Origin of the sequence: Corynebacterium aurimucosum ATCC 700975 (assembly GCF_000022905.1) — a bacterium.
GTDB classification, from domain to species: domain Bacteria; phylum Actinomycetota; class Actinomycetes; order Mycobacteriales; family Mycobacteriaceae; genus Corynebacterium; species Corynebacterium aurimucosum_F.
The window spans coordinates 1,389,426-1,407,047 of record NC_012590.1 but is presented as its reverse complement, the minus strand read 5'-3'; the positions used below and the strand labels follow the sequence as shown (position 1 = coordinate 1,407,047).

Below are 17,622 nucleotides of genomic sequence, written 5' to 3'. Positions count from 1 at the left end.
GGACGGCGTATTAGCGCCCCGGTCCCCGGCGCCAAGGAAATGTTTGAACAAGTTCCCTAAAAAGGGCTGACCAGCTTACAGAACGTCGTCGAAAAAGCCGCTCTGCGGGGGCTGAGTATTCTTGTGTTCCGGCTGTGGTACCCGAGTCTCACCCGTCGAGGCTGGGGGAACAGGCCTAGAAGATACCGGCCGCGACGACGCAGAAACGCTCGTGGATGCGGACACAGGAGTCGGTGCGCCAATGGCACCCGTACCTTCATCCAGGGACGAGGCAGTTTCATCGTCCAAGTCCATCCAGTCTGGGCGCTGGCGCTTCTGGCGCTTGTCGTTGATGCGGCAGAACTGGAATGCTATCTCAACAAGAACCACCAGAGCACCGGCCAAAACCAACATTGAGAAGGGTTCTTGGCCCGGTGTAACAACCGCGGCGAAGATCATGATGACGACAATGATGATGCGGCGCTTATCTTTGACGTGGTCATATTCCAAGACACCGATCAGATTAAGACAAACCACGAGTAGTGGGATCTCAAAGCTGACGCCAAAGATGAGGAGCAACGCCAGCAGGAAGTAGAAGTAGCGCTCACCCGTTAGCGCTGCAGTCTGGTACTCCGAGCCCATGCCCATGAGGAACTCCAAGCCCACGGAAAGGATGACGTAGGCGAGAACCGCGCCAAGCACGAAAAGCAAGACCGCTGTCGAGACAAATAAGAAGGTAAAGCGGCGTTCGTTCTTGTGCAGGCCGGGCACGATGAAGGCCCAAATCTGGTAGAGCCAGACCGGTGAGGACAGCACAGTGCCAGCTAACGCGCCTACCTTGAGTCGGAGCATCAGCATTTCGAAGGGGCTGGTTGCGAGCAGTCGGCATTCGCCGTCCGCAGAGAAGGAAACGCGGCTTTCTTCTGGCAGTGAACAGTAGGGACCGCGCAAAATCTCACCTAGCGGTGACATGCCGAACGGGGCGTGTTGGTACCAGATGAAGCCGACAATGGCGCCCACCACGAAGGCAAGGAGTGAAATGACGATGCGTCGGCGCAGCTCCTGGAGGTGCTGAACTAGTGTCATCTCCCCCGTTGGGTTTTTGGGCTTGCGGCGTAGCTTTGAGCTCCATTTTTGCTTCGGCGGGTTAGAAGCAGGATTCGACGGTGTACTCGCGGTACTCAAAGCAAGACCTCCACAGAAAAGCCCACGGCGGCAGGCGAGGCCTCAGCACGCCGAGGGACTCGAAATGCGGCCTGCCCGCCGAGAAAGATTATTAGTTTTGGTTTCCGTCAGCCGGATTGGAAGTGCGCGGCTGCATCTCCGGGCTGTTCCAGAAGTCCTCATCGTTCTTCTTGGAGGCAGCAATCTGGCCCTGTTGCTGAGCCGAGTTGTTCTCTTCCCTCATCTCATTGACTTCGGACTTAAAGATGCGCATGGAGCGGCCCATGGAGCGAGCGAGCTCTGGCAGCTTCTTGGCGCCGAATAGCAGCACGATGACGAGAACAATAAGGCCAATTTCCATAGGTCCCACAGTCATTGGGGGGTGCCTCTTCTTTCTTGGTAGATGAAGCGTACAGGTCCACACAGCGGGGCTGGGCAGTCTGCACACAGAAGTGCTCTTAGTCTGGCAGTTGAGTATAACGTTCTAACGCCCGTTTTCTATGTTGCGAAATAGCATCGATGAGCTTCGGTGGCCCCACGACCCGCATTCGATCTGCTTGACCGAGGACGAAGCGGCTGAACCATGCTTCAGAACCGACGGGCATCGTGGCAGCTATGAAGCCATTTTCCAGCGGCTCCTCAAGCGTGATGTCGTAGTGCTCTGCCAGCCAGGTGAATTCTTGGTGAATCTCCAGCTCTGCAACAAGAGTGTGATCTAGACCAAAGGGTGAATCTGGGTTGAAATCCAATTCACGTACGCGTGGTGTGGCGGTCGCGTCGAGGACTTCGACATCACTCATGCGGTCGAGGCGGAACGTGCGGTGCTCCCCCACCGATTCATCCCAGGCCACTAAATAGGGCTCGCCGTCCACGATGAATATTCGTGCCGGGTGCACGGTGCGCTCGCTGGTGCGGTTGGAGGACATGCTCCAATAGGTGAAACGGACCTGCCGGCGCTTGTCGACGGCCCCCGCCAACGCCGCTTGCACCTCAGACTCTTCGGGATCGGTCGTGGCCAGGGAATCATAGATAGCGGCGGTCTTTTCATCCATGATCTCACGCAGTTTCGCGGCGGCAGAGTGGACCGCGGAGACGTCGACAAGCCCCGGCATTGCCTCGAGGGACTCGAGCGTCAGTAGCAAGGCGCCGGCCTCTGTTGGGGTCAGTCGTAATGCCTGGGTTAGGCCCTGGTCGTTGTAAATCTCGATGCCATCGCGGTAGCTAAAGCTTAAGTCAATGAGGTCCTCAGTATTGCGGCCGACACCGGAGCAGAAGAGACGGTCGATAGCATCCTTAAGTTCAGCAGGGGTCATCCCCAAGTCCTCAGCAGCCTCCATCGGAGTCAACCCCGGGTGGTTACGAAGGTATGGGATGAGGTTAAGTGAGCGAACGAGGGACTGCAGCTTGCGGGGTTGATCAACCATGGCGGGCCTCCTCGCCAGACGCTGATGAAGGGGTATCACCGACACTTAGGAGTGCGATGATGTCGGCACGAACCTCGGGCGGCTCGATAACCACGACATCTGGTGCATAGCCAGCAGCGGTGCGCACAAGCCAATCCCGCTGCACACCGGTTAATTCAACGAGGTTGTCCTCGCGCCTGCATCCGGCGTCGACCAGCTCCGCGGCTTGTCCCTGCGGTACCTCAAGGAGGGCATCGACGGTATCCCCGCGGTCTAGTGCCTCCACAACGAGTTCTTGCAGTGGTGCAGTGGGCTCGAGATGCGTGGCCGCAGCGCGCGAGCGCCTGACGTTGTCCACGCGGGTAGCACGAAAAGTACGGGGTGCATCGCGGTCCACATCCCACCCCACGAGATAGACGCGATCACGGTGGTTGACCAGCCCCCATGGATCCATGTGGCGGCGAACCGCTTCGGCAGAGGGTGTGGCGTGGTAATCAAAGGATATGCGCAGCCCAGCTCGTACTGCGGTGATGACTCCAGTAACGAGCTCTGGACTCAGCCTGGTCATGTCGTTGACTGCGGTGTAGATGGGCGCTCCGCTCAAGTCGCGGGAGGCACCTGAGGCCGCGAGCTTGGTCCACGCTGAGAGACTGAAATCGCTCAAACCGCCTGGTGTGCCAATGCCGCCGGCAACGCCCAACACCATGGCTTCTTCCGGCGTGAAATCGACGGGAGGCAGCTGGTAGCTTTCGGGGTCGAGCCGGTACAGCGAACCCTCCACGCCACTGCTGTGTACCACTGGCACACCGGCGCGCTGGAGCGTCAGGATGTCGCGGGAAAGCTGCTTGTGAAAGGCCTCGTCGCTGCGTGACTGGTAGCCCTCGACGTGGCTGCGGATCCACGCCGCGCTGCGGTCCGGAACCCCGCCTTGGTGCGCTGCGCCGTGGAGGGCAAAGGTGAGGTTGGTGAGCCTTTCGATAGCGCGGTCTCTGACCGGCGTCCGGGCTGCAGTGCGATCTGCTGAGGGCATAGTGGCAGGTTCCTTGATCAGCTCTAAGGCTCTACGAGCCTGGGTGCGAACGCATGTAGTCTAACAACCCATCTAGGCGCGGGTCCTCGGATACAAAGGGATCGGAGAACTCCTCGGTCATCGGTTCAGGCCGGTTGACCTTCATCCGCGTCCAATCCACCGTTACCGCGGCATCGAGCTCGCGGGCGACAGCGAGAAATTCCCCGCGCAGCTTGGCGCGGGTGGTCTGCGGGGCTGTGTCGATGGCGGCATCGATTGCAGCATCGTCGATCCAGCGCTCTACCATGCCGCGCTGCTCCAGCACGCTGTAGAGGCCGCGGCCTGGGCGGATGTCGTGGTAGGTCAGGTCGATCTGGGCCAGCTTGGGGTGTGCCCAATCCCCGCCCAGGCGATCGCGGTAGCGGTTCAGCAGGCTGCGCTTGATGACCCAATCGATCTCGCGGTCAACGCTGGAGAAATCCTGAGTGTCAATGGCCTGGAGGGTGCGCTTCCACAAGTCCACAACACGGGCCAACTCAGTCGTCGGAGTACCTGCTTCCTCGCGGTGCTCCAGCCAGCGCTCGGCGGCGGTGCAGAGCTCCTGTTGCACGGCGAGCGCGGTGGTGCTGCCGCCTCCTTCGAGCGGAAGCTCGGTGCGGCCGGTTGGGTCGAGCGCGATGGCGCGGATGTGCTGAATAGGTTCGAGAACCGAGAGATTCGGCACCTCAAAACCGGCCTCCAGCATCTCCAGCATGAGCAGCGTCGAGCCTACTTTGAGAGCCATCGTGGGCTCAGCCATGTTGGAGTCACCGACGATGACGTGCATGCGGCGGAAACGCTTGGAATCACCATGCGGTTCATCGCGAGTATTGATGATCGGGCGCGAGCGAGTCGTCGCAGAGGACACGCCCTCCCAGACTTGGTCGGCGCGCTGTGAGAGCACGAAACAGGCCGGATCATCTCCCTTGGCGGGTCTAATCATTCCTACGCCACAGATGAGCTGGCGAGTGATCATGAACGGCAGGAGAGCTTTGCCAAGGTCCTTAAGCACCACATGGCGGCCGATGAGGTAGTTCTCATGGCAGCCGTAGGAATTGCCCGCAGAGTCCACATTGTTCTTGAACAAGTAGACGGCGCGCTTCTCCCCCTCGTCCGCCAGGGTTTCCTCTGCCTGCACGGCCATGCGGTTGACCATGGCATCGCCGGCGCGCTCATAGGCAATGAGCTGGCTTAAGCTATCGCACTCCGCGGTAGCGATCTCCGGGTGGGAGCCCACGTCAAGGTAGAGGCGGGAAGCGTTAGGGCTGAAGATATTGGAGGAAGAGTACTTCGACACGATGGGCCGGAAAAGCACGCGGGCGATCTCATCCGGGGACATCACCCGCTGTCCATTGCTTGCGCTCGCAGTAATGCCGTACTCGGTCTCGATGCCCATAATCCGCCGTGCGTAAACGGGGGCGCTATCGGAGGGCTGCTCCACCTTTATTCGCCGCCCTTTTGGACGTAGGAGCGAACGAACTCCTCGGCATTGGACTCCAAAAGGCCGTCAATCTCATCGAGGAGGTCATCGGTACCCGCGCTGTTGATGCTGACTTGTCCGGCGTCGAACTCCGGAGTGTCGCCTCCTTGACCGTTGCCGCCACCGGCGTTGATCTGAGACTGCTGTCCGCTCATTGTCTAGAGCTCCTTTCGCGAGGGGAAAATGCTGCGCTAATACAGTGTAGGGTACTCGATTCGCACCCCGAGCTGGCGCAAACTATCAACGAAGTCGGCGGCGTTGTCCACAGACTCCAGCAGAGCGCACACCTCATCCTGCCCGAGGCGTGTGGTGTCGTCGAGCGCCACGCAGGCGGTTCCAGAATTGGCTCCCTCGGCCTCACCGATGCGGAAGGTCAGCGACTGCCAGGATGCCGCCAAGACATCCTCCCCAAACTTCCGGGTGGCGTGGCCGCGCAGGTAGGCGCGGGTATCCGCAGGAGGAGTGTCGGCAGCTGCGGCAATCTCTTCCTCGCTGACCAAGGTGCGCATCTGTCCTTTGCGCACGAGCGCGTGGTAGAGCGACTTGGCCGGATCGATATCGGTGTACTGCAAATCGATGAGCGCCAGCTTCGGGTCATCGGCAGCCACGCCGCGGTCGAGGTAGCCCTTAATCAAGCGATATTTGGCTACCCAATCCAACAGGTGGGCGGCCTTGAGCGGGTTATCAGCCAGAAGCTCGACAACCTCATCCCAGGCGGCAAGTACCTTTTCATCCGCCTCGGAGGTGGCGGTGACCCTCTCCCGGTAGACAGCGAGGAGCTCGAGGGCGGTGAGGCGGCGGCCGTCGCGAAGCGCCAGCTGGTGCGTCAAGGTGAGATCGCGGCTGACCCGCTGCACCTCCTCCACCGGCTCTGCTAGGCGCAGATCGCTAAAGTCCGCTCCGCTCTCGATGGCATCGAGCACCAGCGACGTCATGCCCAGCTTGAGCAGCGTCGAGGTGTGAGACATCGTGGCATCACCGATGATGACGTGTAGTCGGCCGAAGTCCTCGGCCACCGCATGTGGTTCATCACGAGTATTGATGATGCCGCGGTTAAGGGTGGTTTCCAGGGAAATCTCTTGCTCGATATAGTCCGCCCGCTGCGAGAGCTGGAAGCCTGGCTCCTCACCGTCGGCACCCAAACCCATGCGCCCGGCACCGGTGACTACCTGGCGGGCAACGAAGAAAGGAATCAGCCCCTGGGCAATATCCTCGAAGTCAGTATCCCTGGAGTACTGGTAGTTCTCGTGGCTGCCATAGGAAGCACCCTTGCCGTCGACATTGTTCTTGTAGAACTTCAGCGGCGGGCAGGGATCGTGTGTGGCCAACACGGACGTGCCCTGCGCGGTTAGCGATGCCACGGCCTCCCCTGCACGGCGCAGGATGAGGTCGCCGGCGGCGTCGTAAAGCATCGCATCCCAGGCATTCGTGCACTCCGGTGAGGAGTACTCGGGATGGGCGTGATCGACGTAGAAACGCGCGCCATTGGCGGTCACCACGTTGGCCACGCCCAGCGCGTTCGGGTCTACCACGGGCACGGTGTGGTAGCGCTTGAGATCGAAGCCGCGGCTATCGCGCAGCGGGTGCTCCTCCCGAAAATCCCAGCGGGAGCGCGCCCCAGTATGTAGGGCAGCATAGGCCACAACAGCATGGGTGGAGGTCACGATCGGTGATAACGCCGGGTTGGACGGCGTGGAGATCCCATATTCAGTTTCGGTTCCTAGGACACGGCTCAAGGTTTTACTCCCATCAATTCGACCCCGGTGACATGCGCGCCAGCGGAGGTACCGGCGACGATTTTGGCCCATTCCTCTGGGTTGGCGGAGGTCGGTACATACTCAGATTCTGCTTGCTCGGCAGCGATGGCCTGGTGCAGGTGCGCGGCGGTGATGCCTGCAGGCTGCGCCCCTTCGGAGGTAGTGGCTGCGTCCAACGCCTCCTTGATAGCCAGTTTCTTCGCGCGGGAGACGATGTTGGCGATCATGGCGCCGGATACGAAGTCCCGGTAGTGCAGCACGCGGGGATCAGCATTGGCGAAGTGCAAAGTGACGAAGGGCCGCTCTGCGTAGAGATCTTCGACCGCGGTATCGATGAGCTGGGAAAGGTCGCCCTCGTGCGGGACTGATTCCGGGAAGTGGCGGGCAAAGATTTCCCGCGCACCCTGCTTGGTCGGGCGGTTGACGCGAATCTTGATGTCGAGGCGCCCCGGGCGCATGATGGCGGGGTCGATGAGCTCCTCGCGGTTGGTGGCACCGATGACGATGACGTTGCTGAGCTTCTCCACACCGTCCAGCTCCGTCAGCAGCTGCGGGACAACGGTGGTTTCCATATCGGAGGACACACCGGAACCACGCGTGCGGAAGATAGATTCCATCTCATCGAAGAAGATGATGACCGGACGCTGGCTGCCATCCTCGGTGGGCTCGGAGGCAAGCTCGCGGGCGCGCTCGAAGATGAGGCGGATGCGGCGCTCCGTCTCGCCCACGAACTTGTTGAGCAGTTCTGGGCCCTTCACATTGAGGAAGTAGCTGGGGGCAGTAGCGCCCAAGGACACGGACAGCGAATGCGCCACCGCTTTGGCGATGAGCGTCTTGCCACAACCCGGCGGGCCGTAGAGCAGCACGCCCTTCGGCGGCTGGAGGTCATACTTGCGGTAGAGCTCGGGGTGTAGGAAGGGCAGCTCGACAGAGTCACGGATGAGGGAGATCTGCTCGTCCAAACCGCCGATATCCTCGTAGGATACGTCTGGAACTTCCTCCAACGTGAGCTGCGCTACCTCAGTCTTGTGCACGCGTTCGGTGGCTACTCCTGATTTGGGCTCGACCAAGAGGGTATCGCCGGCGCGCACGGTATCCCGCAGCGCTGCGGCGAGGAGAATAACCTGCTCTTCACCAGAGGAATTAATGACCACCGCGCGGTCGGTACCAAGACGTTCTTGAAGTGTCGCCAGCGCGCCGGTATTTACAGGGGCGCAAGCCTCCACGATGACGAAGCCCTCGCCCAAGCGCACCTGCTGCCCTACTTTCAGGGAACCCGGCTCCAGGTTCGGCGAAATCTTGACCCGCATGGCTCGACCGTTGGTATAAACCTCAGCGTCGCGGCGCGAATCGTGCGCACGCCCGGAATAGCCCAGAAAGACACCGTATGTGGAGGCGGGCTCCGCAAGGGCGTCAACCTCCGCGAGCATCTGCTGAAGCTTCGTGCGAGCATCCTTCAACAGGGCAGCAAGCTTGGCATTGCGTTCAGCGAGCTGCTCTATCTGGCGACGCTGCTGGCCAAGTTCCTGGGAATGAGTGGCATCGTTCATAGAACCCACCCTAGCGCGCAGCAACCCACGATTAGTGTGAAAGGGTTTACTTTCGGGCGCGGCGCTGTGGGCGGGGTGGCGTGACGCCGTCGGCAAGCCGGCGCGTCCAGATCAGAAACGCCGTGTGCGCATTCATGCGATGCTCCGGGCGGGTGGCCAAGCCCTCCACCTTCCATTCGCGCACGAGGGACTCCCAGGCCCGCGGCTCCGTAAAGCACTTGAGCTCGCGGATGCCCTCCATCACCTTCATCAGCTGCGGCACGGTGGCGACATAGGTCATGAAAACGCCGCCCGGGATGAGGATATCGCGCACCTTCTCGAGGTGCTCCCAGGGCTCGAGCATGTCCAAAATGACGCGGTCCACCGGGCCGCCCAGTTCCTCGACGGTCACATCGGCCAAATCGCCGAGGCGCGGGCTCCACCATTCAGGTTGCTTACCGAAGTATTCGGTGACGTTGTCCACGGCGTATTCCAAGTGATCATCGCGCACCTCATAGGAGAAAACGTGGCCTTCTGGACCCACGGCGCGCAAGAGCGTCATCGAGAGCGCTCCGGAGCCGGCGCCGGCCTCGAGCACGCGTGCGCCCATGAAGATATCGCCCTCGACCAGAATCTGCGCGGAGTCCTTGGGATAGATCACCGCGGCACCTCGCGGCATCGACAGGACATGGTCCACCATGAGGTGGCGGAACAAGAGGAAGGAGCTACCCAGAGTCGAATCGATGACGGAGCCTTCGTCCATGCCGACGACGTCATCGTGGTTGATGATGCCCTTGTGCGAATGGAACTGGCCTCCCTCCTCGAGGACGATGGTGTAGTGACGCCGCTTGGCATCGGTGAGCTGCACGCGGTCGCCGTAGCGGAAGGGGCCAGAATAAGCCATGGCGTGGGAACCTTTCACATAGTTTGGGGTGGCAAGGATTAACCCACCAAGTATGCCTCAAGGGCGTTACCAAGCCATAGTTGGTCGCGCTCGCCCACTAGCTCGCGGGCGGAGTGCATCGAAAGCATCGGCACACCGACGTCGACGGTGGGGATGCCCAGGCGGGTGGCGGAAATCGGACCAATGGTGGAGCCACAGGGCACGTCGTTATTACCCACGAAGCGCTGGACCGGAACGTCCGCACGGCGGCAGGCGGATTCCCACAGGGCCACAGTGTTGGCATCGGAGGCGTAGCGCTGGTTGCCGTTGATCTTGGTGACCGGGCCCTGGCCGATGATCGGGTGGTGCGTGGGATCGTGCTTCTCCGCGTAGTTGGGGTGCACGGAGTGGGCGGCGTCCGCAGACACGCAGCTGGAGCGCGCGAACATCTGGAAGCGCTGCTCCTCATTGGCGCCGAGCGCCCGCGCGGTGCGAGTGAGGATGTCCCCGAGAATCGGACCACCCGCGCCATAGCGCGAAGAGGAGCCCACCTCTTCATGGTCAAAGGCCGCCATGACGAGGATGTCCTTGTGCTCGATGGAATCGGCGTTCTTCGCAGCAGCGAGCAAGGCACGCAGCGAAGCATGAACGGAAGAAAGGTTGTCCATGCGCCCGGCAGCGATGAGCTTTTCGCCGGCGCCAAAGACCTCACCGCGCTGAGCATCCGCGGTAATCAGGTTGAAGGAAGCGATATCCTCTGGGTCTACGCCGAGCTGCTTGCCGACGGCCCCCATCACCGACGTTTCCGGTGTGCCCACGGAGAGCACCGGCTGCATGTGGCGCTGGCGATCCGGTTTGAATTCATCCTTGCGGTAGAGGTGGATAGCCAGCGAAGGCAAGCGCAGCAAGGGGCCGGTATTGACCAAGTGGCGGGTGCCATCGCGCAGGACGACTTGACCACCGACGGTGAGCTCGCGGTCAAACCAGCTGTGGAGAAGGACTCCGCCATAAACCTCCACGGCTACCTGCTGCCAACCGGCGGAGTCGAAATCCGGGGTGGGCTTGAGAGCAAGACCGGGCGAATCAGTATGGGAGCCGATAATCCGGAAACCCGAATCCGGACCGGCACCTTCGGGGACGAACCAAGCCATGACCGCACCACCCCGGACCATGACGTGACCGCCTGGTGCTGCCGACCACTCGGCAGACTCGTCTTGGCGGCTAAAGCCCGCATCAACGAGCGTGCGCGCTACCTCCTCAGCCGCGTGATAGGAGGAGGGACTGGCGGCGATGAAATCGAGAAAATCTTGCGTAGTGCTCATGCCTACTAGCTTGCCACGGACCGCCGGGAGATGCGGGCGGGAACGAGGTTGCCTATGCACTAGGCTGAGGAACATTATGCCGAAAAGACTAGCCCTCTCCCCTTCCCGTGCCTCCGATTACAAGCAATGCCCTTTGCTCTATCGTTTCCGGGCCATTGACAAGCTGCCTGAACCTAAGACAAAAGCTCAGGTCAAGGGAACACTGGTCCACGCTGTGCTGGAGAAGATGCACCAGCTACCCCGCGAGCAACGTGAGTACCCGGCCGCGGTGAAGATGATCAAGCCTGAATGGGCGGTGATGCTCGAATCCGATCCGGAACTGCGTGAATTGGTACCAGAACCCGAGGAGTTGGACTTCTTCGTCGAAGCACGCGAGCTCATCAAGGGTTACTTCCAGATGGAAAACCCCCAAGGTTTCGACGCCCACGAGTGCGAAATGTACGTCGACACCGTCCTGCCGAACGGCGTGCCGGTCCGCGGGTTCATTGACCGCGTCGACGTTGCCCCTACCGGCGAGGTACGCGTGGTGGACTATAAGACCGGAAAGAAGCCACTCCCCCGTTATTCCCAGGACGCGCAGTTCCAAATGAATTTCTACGCGCTGGTGTACTGGCGGCTACTCGGCACCATCCCTACGCAGCTGCGGCTGATGTACCTCAAGGTCTTGGATTCGATGTTCCTCACGCCTGGGCCGGAGGAACTCGAGTATTTCGAGCGTGACCTAGGTGAGCTCTGGGCCAAGATCGAAGGCGATGGCAAGACCGGAGACTTTAGGCCAAAGACCTCGAAGCTGTGCGGCTGGTGTTCCTTTCAGGATCTTTGCCCCGCCTTCGGCGGTACGCCACCCGAGTATCCCGGGTGGCCAGGCCAAAGTTCGTAGACTGCGCCGCGTAAACCGGGCCGTGGTTTAGAACAACCCAGAGATGGAACCGTCAGCGGCAACATCGATGTTGTTCGCCGCAGGCTTCTTGGGAAGGCCCGGCATGGTCATAACATCACCGGTCAGCGCCACGATGAAGCCAGCGCCGGTGCGCGGCTGCAGTTCGCGAACGTGGAGGACGTGGCCTTCCGGAGCGCCGAGCTGGCTCGGATCATCCGAGAAGGAGTACTGGGTTTTGGAAATGACGACTGGAAACTGCTCCCAACCATTGTCCTTGATGTACTTCAGGTCCTTGAGAGCCTTGGAGGAATACTCCACTCGCTCGGCGCGGTAGATTTCCGTGGCGATGGTGTCGATGGAGGCCTCAATGCCTTCAGACGGATCGTAGAGCTGGCGGGAGGAACCTTCGGAGAGGTTGTCCAGAAGGCGCTCAGCCAGCGCGGTGGCGCCGGCGCCACCCTTGGCCCACACCTCTGCTTCCTCAAGCGCGACCTTAAAGTCTGCCGCCCACTGGCGCATGAACTCGCGCTCGGCCTCGGTATCGCTCCAGAAGAGGTTGAGCGCGACCACTGGCTGAAGCCCGAACTTGCGCAAATTCTCCACGTGGCGCTCTAGGTTCACCACGCCCTTCTTCAGGGCTTCCAGGTTCTCCGTGGTGAGCTCCTCGCGCGGCTGCCCACCGTTGTACTTCTGCGAACGGATCGTGGCCACGACGACCGCGCCGGCCACATCAAGGTCACCGAAGCGGGACTTGATGTCCATGAATTTCTCGCCACCGAGGTCCGCCCCGAAACCTGCTTCCGTGAGGACGATATCGCCGAAGCGCATAGCAGTCTGGGTGGCCAACAGTGTGTTGCAGCCATGAGCGATGTTGGCGAAGGGGCCGCCGTGGACAAAGGCGGGAGTACCGCCAAGGGTCTGGACTAGGTTGGGGTTGAGTGCATCGCGCATCAGCGCGGTGAGTGCGCCTTCTGCCCCCAACTCGCGGGCAGTGACCGGCTTTTGGTCATAGGTGTAACCCACAGTGATATCACCGAGGCGCTTCTTCAGGTCTGCCAAATCGGTAGCGAGACCGAGAATGGCCATGATTTCCGATGCCGCGGTAATGGTGAAACCGGTCTCTCCCGGTACACCGTGAGCCGGGCCGCCAAGACCGGTGACGACATTGCGTAGCGCGCGGTCATTGACGTCGATACAGCGCTGCCAGGTGATGCGGCGCGGATCGATGTTGAGCGCGTTGCCTTGGTGGATGTGGTTATCGATGATGGCGGCCAAGGTATTGGTGGCCGCAGAGATGGCGTGGAAGTCACCCGTGAAGTGGAGGTTGATGTCCTCCATGGGGACAACCTGGGAGTAGCCGCCTCCCGCGGCACCGCCCTTGATACCCATGACGGGGCCTTGAGAAGGCTCGCGCAGCGCCACGATAGCCTTCTTCCCCAGCTGCGTGAGGGCATCGGTCAAACCGATAAGAACGGTGGACTTGCCCTCACCTGCCGGAGTCGGCGAGACACCAGTAACGAGGACGAGTTTGCCGTTGGCGGGGGTATCCCCAACTTGGGTGATATCTACCTTGGCTTTGTGCTGCCCATAAGGGATAAGGGCGGGCGCCGGGATGCCGGCGCGGGCGGCAATATCAGTGATGGGTTCGAGCTGGTGGGCTTGGGCGATCTCAACATCGGAAGGTTGCGTAGTCATGCCCACCAGCTTAGCGCGCTAAAGAAGTGTCTTGAGCAACATCAAATAATATTTTGATAATGCTAAAGAATGACTGCGCCGATGGCGTAGCACAGGAGGACCGACAAGACGATGCTCACAGTGCCAGGAATGATGAACGGGTGGTTGAAGACAGCCTTGCCAATGCGGGTCGAGCCAGTGTCATCCATTTCAACGGCCGCCAACAGGGTCGGGTACGTCGGCAGAATGAACAGCGCGGATACCGCAGGGAAGGCAGCGACAGCGGTCAGCGGGTTGACACCAAGGGCCAGGGCCGCAGGCATGAGAGCCTTGGTGGTGGCTGCCTGGGAGTACAGCAGCGCCGCAGCAAAGAACAGCACGATGGCCAGCAACCATGGAGCGGACTCGATGACGGAGCCGGAGATGGCCTGGATGTCCTCCATGTAGTGGTTAATCAGCGTGGTGCCCAGCCAGGCCACACCCAGCACACAGATACAGGCAGACATGCCAGACTTGAACACTGGGGTATTGAGTACGTCGCCAGCGGAGATCTTGGTGATCATCACGATGAGGGTTGCAGCAGTGAGCATCACCGTCATAATGGCTTCGTTACGGGGCAGAGTCGGCTCTTCGATGAGTCCTACCTGGGATGAGGTTAGGGTGGCCCACAGCATAACGATGACGATGGCAACCAGGAAGATGATCACGGAGGTCTTGGCGCCCTGCATCGGGCTGTAATTGTGGGAGCCCTGTGGCATCTTCACCAGGCCTTGGGCCTTGCGTTCTTGGTAAACGGGATCCTCTTCTAGCTCCGCGCCGGAACGGTTGGCAATCCACGCGGCAGGGAAAATGGAGAGGAACGTCGCAGGAATGAGCACGGCGAGGATCTGCAAATAGCCCACGCCCATGGGCTCCAACAGGCCGGCGAGCAAGACGACGGCCGCAGAGATAGGCGAGGCACAGATGGCCATCTGCGAGGCAACAACCGCGATGGACAACGGGCGCGAGGGGCGGACCTTGCCTTCCTTGGCCACCTCGACAATAACCGGGAGCGTGGAAAATGCGGTGTGTCCAGTACCTGCCAGAACGGTCATCAGCCACGTGACGACCGGGGCATAGAACGTGATCTTCTTCGGGTTTTTACGAAGGAACTTCTCTGCCAGGTAGACCAGATAGTCCATGCCGCCGGCGCGCTGCATGGCAGCGATCGCCGCGATAACGGTCATGATGATGCCAATGACATCGAAAGGGATATCTTCGCGGGTGACGGGGACGCCGGTGAGGCCTAAAAGTAGAACGCCCAAGCCGCCGGCCATACCAATGCCGATTGAACCGATTCGGGCACCAAGATAAATCGCCGCAAGGACGATGAGGATGTGCACTACAACCATTGTGTAACTCCAATATGTGCAGTTGAACTGCAGTATGGGTGGTAATTCGCGCGGCGGTCAGAACACGACCATGGCGCGAGAACTGACAGTTTTTATTCTTCCCTATTTGTGTGGCTTTAGCGAGTATTCAGGCCCGATTGTGTCCGTTTCCACAAAAGCGCGCACCAGCGGCTGGGTCTTGAAAGAGGGCGTGATACTTGGTCAGGTTTAAAACGGGCACACGCCCGCACCGCCATCATTGAGGCAGCGCGGGCGTGTGCTGTACAGCATGAGCGACTCGCTCTCGCTAGTGCTGGGCGACGATTTATTCGTCGATGTACAGCTGACCGCGGAACTCCGGGTGCATGAGGTTCTCTACAGAGAGAACCTTATTGAGGGTTTCCTCGTCGAGCAGGCCCTTCTCCAGAACCAGTTCCTTGACGCCCTTGCCGGTCTTGAGAGACTCCTTGGCAATCATGTCACCGTTGTGGTGGCCGATGAATGGGTTCAGGTAGGTGACGATACCGATGGAGTTCTCCACATAAGCGCGGCAGACGTCAGCGTTGGCAGTGATGCCCACGACGCACTTCTCACGCAGGGTGTCGACGGCGTTGCCCATGATGCGGATGGACTGGAACAGCGCCTCACCGATAACCGGCTCCATGACGTTGAGCTGCAGCTGGCCAGCCTCAGCCGCCATGGTAACGACGTGGTCATTACCGAAGATCTTGAAGCAGACCTGGTTAACAACCTCCGGGATAACCGGGTTGACCTTACCCGGCATGATGGAGGAACCAGCCTGACGCGGCGGCAGGTTGATCTCTGCCAGGCCAGCGCGCGGACCAGAGGACAGCAGGCGCAGGTCGTTACAGATCTTGGCCAGCTTCATTGCCGCACGCTTGATGGTGGAGTGCAACAGTACGTAAGCACCACAGTCAGAGGTTGCTTCGATGAGATCGCGGGCGGTCTTAATCTCCAGACCAGTGACCTCGGACAGTGCGGCGGTGACCTGGTGGCGGTAGCCGGCCGGGGTGTTCACGCCGGTACCGATAGCGGTTGCGCCGAGGTTGATCTCCAGTAGACGCTTCTGGGCGTCACGCAGGATGGCCTGCTCTTCCGCAAGGTTGTGCGCGAAGGCCTTGAATTCATCACCAAGGGTCATCGGAACGGCATCCTGCAGCTGGGTGCGGCCCATCTTCAGGATGTCAACGAACTCATTGCCCTTGGCGTGGAATGCTGCCTGCAGGGTATCGATGCGCTCGATGAGGTCTTCCATGGCGTAGTAGATGCCCAAGCGGAAGCCGGTGGGGTACGCGTCATTGGTGGACTGGGACATGTTGACATCATCGTTCGGGTTGATGACGTCGTAGGAACCCTTTTCCTCACCGAGGTACTCGAGGGCCAGGTTGGCTACAACCTCGTTGGTGTTCATGTTGAGGGAGGTACCAGCACCACCCTGGAAGACATCCAGCGGGAATTGGTCCATGCAGCGGCCCTCTTCCAGGATCTGGTCACAAGCCCAGATGATTGCCTCTGCCTTTTTCTTAGGAAGGACGTGCAGACGGCGGTTAGCCATCGCGGTGGCCTTCTTGACCTGCACCATACCGCGGATGAAGTCCGGGATGGTGTTGATGGTCACGTAGGAAATCTGGAAGTTCTCGATAGCGCGCAGCGTGTGAACGCCATAGTACGCATCGCTAGGTACCTCCACGGAGCCGAGAAGATCAGTCTCAGTACGCGTCTTCTTGCTAGACGTGGACTTTGAAGACTTGTTGGTGGCCTTTTCCTCAACCTGGGCCTTTACATCCTTGGTCTCCTTGGCCTCTGCCTGAGCATCCTTCTTAGTTGTCTTTGCCATCGGGGCTGACTCCTTGCATAAAAATCGAAGAACGATGATGGTCAGTCCCTATCGTAGCTAGGCGCGCGAATAAAATGTTTGGAATCTCCCCCTAAAAGCGGGCAATACGGAGATCCGAGGCAAGAATCGCTTCTGCCCCAAGTTCTTCAAGGCTGTCCATGACCTGATTGGCCAGCTTGCGGGGCACCATGACGCGCACGGCAACCCACCCTTCACGGGCCAAAGGAGAAATGGTCGGCCCCGTCAGACCGGGTGTCACTGCCTCGACGTTAGGCAGCTTTTCTTCCGCCACGTTGTAATCGAGCATGACGTAGTGGCGTGCATTGAGGATTCCGCGAATACGGCTGAGCACAACGTTCTCGTCGGCGGTGACGTCCTCACCCTCGCGCTTAATCACGACGGCCTCCGAAGTCACGATGGGCTCACCGAAGGGCTCAAGGCCTTGTTGGCGCAGGGTGGTACCTGTGGAGACAACATCGGCGATCACATCGGCGACACCAAGGTGAATCGAAATCTCGACCGCACCGTCAAGGCGGATAACCTCTGCGTCGATCCCATTGGCTGCGAGGTGATCGCGGACCACGTTGGGGTACGAGGTTGCAATGCGCTTGCCCTGCAGTTTGGCGACGTCCCACTCCTCCCCCGCCGGTGCGGCATAGCGGAAGGTGGAGCCTCCAAAATTCAGAGCCAGAACCTCATTGAACTTTGCGCGGGAATCCAGTGCCAAATCGCGGCCGGTAATCCCCAAATCCAGGACGCCTTGGGCCACGTAGATGGCGATATCCTTTGGGCGCAGGAAGAAGAACTCGACTCCGTTTTCCTCATCCACGACGTTGAGTGACTTGTTGTGTCCACGGCCTTTGTATCCGGCTTCCTTCAAGATTTCGAGGGCGGCCTCGGACAGGGACCCCTTGTTGGGGACGGCAATTTTGATCATTGGTGTGCGGTTCTTTCTACGCTGAATGCGGTGTTGGCTGTGTACTGGGACGGCTTCGGGCCGACTATAGGTAGGAGTAAATATCCTCAAGCTTCAGGCCGCGCTTATGTGCCATAACCTGGAGCCAGTACAGCAGTTGCGACATCTCCTCAGCGAGCTCCTCATCAGACTGGTACTCGGCCGCAATCCACACTTCGCCAGCCTCTTCGATGATTTTCTTGCCCAAGTGGTGGATACCTTTATCGAAGGCTTCCACGGTGCCGGAGCCTTCGGGGCGTTCGGCGATCTTCTGGGACAGTTCCTCAAACAGGCTTTCAAAATTCTTCACAAAGTAATAT

Annotated in this window: 16 protein-coding genes; 1 reads left to right on the top strand and 15 read right to left on the bottom strand. The window is 60.0% G+C overall.

All coding sequences use genetic code 11. The annotated features are described in order from the left end of the window. Positions 1-75: 75 nt before the first annotated feature. From tatC to CAURI_RS06575, 10 genes are all read right to left on the bottom strand, one after another. Positions 76-1,065, bottom strand: coding sequence for a twin-arginine translocase subunit TatC (gene tatC, locus CAURI_RS06620; RefSeq protein ID WP_010186621.1), 990 nt, complete (start codon positions 1,063-1,065; stop codon positions 76-78). Positions 1,066-1,255: 190 nt separating this feature from the next. Further along, positions 1,256-1,519: a Sec-independent protein translocase subunit TatA gene (gene tatA, locus CAURI_RS06615; RefSeq protein WP_010186623.1), complete on the bottom strand. Its 264-nt coding sequence runs from the start codon at positions 1,517-1,519 to the stop codon at positions 1,256-1,258. An 82-nt stretch (positions 1,520-1,601) separates the two neighbouring features. After that, a complete protein-coding gene (locus CAURI_RS06610; RefSeq protein ID WP_010186625.1) occupies positions 1,602-2,567 on the bottom strand; it encodes a helix-turn-helix transcriptional regulator in 966 nt (321 codons plus the stop codon). Next, positions 2,560-3,576: a helix-turn-helix transcriptional regulator gene (locus CAURI_RS06605; protein WP_010186627.1), complete on the bottom strand. Its 1,017-nt coding sequence runs from the start codon at positions 3,574-3,576 to the stop codon at positions 2,560-2,562. Before CAURI_RS06605 ends, CAURI_RS06610 begins: the two co-directional genes overlap by 8 nt. Before the next feature lie 31 nt (positions 3,577-3,607). Beyond that, positions 3,608-4,990: a Pup--protein ligase gene (gene pafA / locus CAURI_RS06600; protein ID WP_010186629.1), complete on the bottom strand. Its 1,383-nt coding sequence runs from the start codon at positions 4,988-4,990 to the stop codon at positions 3,608-3,610. A 47-nt stretch (positions 4,991-5,037) separates the two neighbouring features. After that, on the bottom strand, positions 5,038-5,229 hold the full coding sequence (locus tag CAURI_RS06595) for a ubiquitin-like protein Pup (protein ID WP_010186632.1): 192 nt from the start codon (positions 5,227-5,229) through the stop codon (positions 5,038-5,040). Positions 5,230-5,265: 36 nt separating this feature from the next. After that, positions 5,266-6,810: a depupylase/deamidase Dop gene (gene dop, locus CAURI_RS06590; RefSeq protein WP_010186634.1), complete on the bottom strand. Its 1,545-nt coding sequence runs from the start codon at positions 6,808-6,810 to the stop codon at positions 5,266-5,268. Beyond that, entirely contained in the window at positions 6,807-8,381 is a 1,575-nt protein-coding gene (gene arc, locus CAURI_RS06585; RefSeq protein WP_010186636.1) for a proteasome ATPase, read from the bottom strand. The genes dop and arc overlap by 4 nt, the downstream gene beginning before the upstream one ends. 46 nt (positions 8,382-8,427) lie before the next feature. After that, positions 8,428-9,264: a tRNA (adenine-N1)-methyltransferase gene (locus tag CAURI_RS06580; protein WP_010186638.1), complete on the bottom strand. Its 837-nt coding sequence runs from the start codon at positions 9,262-9,264 to the stop codon at positions 8,428-8,430. A 38-nt stretch (positions 9,265-9,302) separates the two neighbouring features. After that, the gene (locus CAURI_RS06575; RefSeq protein WP_010186640.1) at positions 9,303-10,565 is read right to left on the bottom strand and encodes a M18 family aminopeptidase; all 1,263 of its coding nucleotides are present in this window, start codon (positions 10,563-10,565) and stop codon (positions 9,303-9,305) included. A gap of 76 nt (positions 10,566-10,641) precedes the next feature. Between CAURI_RS06575 and CAURI_RS06570 the strand changes: the two genes are divergently transcribed. Further along, positions 10,642-11,445 (top strand): RecB family exonuclease, encoded by an 804-nt coding sequence (locus CAURI_RS06570; protein ID WP_010186642.1) that lies wholly within the window; start codon positions 10,642-10,644, stop codon positions 11,443-11,445. Positions 11,446-11,472: 27 nt separating this feature from the next. Here CAURI_RS06570 and CAURI_RS06565 read toward each other — a convergent pair whose 3' ends face one another. The 5 genes from CAURI_RS06565 to CAURI_RS06545 form a co-directional block, all read right to left on the bottom strand. Next, complete coding sequence (locus CAURI_RS06565; RefSeq protein ID WP_010186644.1) at positions 11,473-13,140, bottom strand: formate--tetrahydrofolate ligase; 1,668 nt, start codon at positions 13,138-13,140, stop codon at positions 11,473-11,475. 62 nt (positions 13,141-13,202) lie between these two features. Then, the gene (locus CAURI_RS06560) at positions 13,203-14,510 is read right to left on the bottom strand and encodes an anaerobic C4-dicarboxylate transporter (RefSeq protein WP_012715035.1); all 1,308 of its coding nucleotides are present in this window, start codon (positions 14,508-14,510) and stop codon (positions 13,203-13,205) included. A gap of 304 nt (positions 14,511-14,814) precedes the next feature. Beyond that, entirely contained in the window at positions 14,815-16,347 is a 1,533-nt protein-coding gene (aspA, locus tag CAURI_RS06555) for an aspartate ammonia-lyase (RefSeq protein WP_010186653.1), read from the bottom strand. Positions 16,348-16,438: 91 nt separating this feature from the next. Beyond that, complete coding sequence (gene hisG, locus CAURI_RS06550) at positions 16,439-17,284, bottom strand: ATP phosphoribosyltransferase (protein ID WP_010186656.1); 846 nt, start codon at positions 17,282-17,284, stop codon at positions 16,439-16,441. 64 nt (positions 17,285-17,348) lie between these two features. Beyond that, positions 17,349-17,612, bottom strand: a complete 264-nt coding sequence (locus tag CAURI_RS06545) for a phosphoribosyl-ATP diphosphatase (RefSeq protein ID WP_010186658.1) — start codon at positions 17,610-17,612, stop codon at positions 17,349-17,351. Positions 17,613-17,622: the final 10 nt, after the last annotated feature.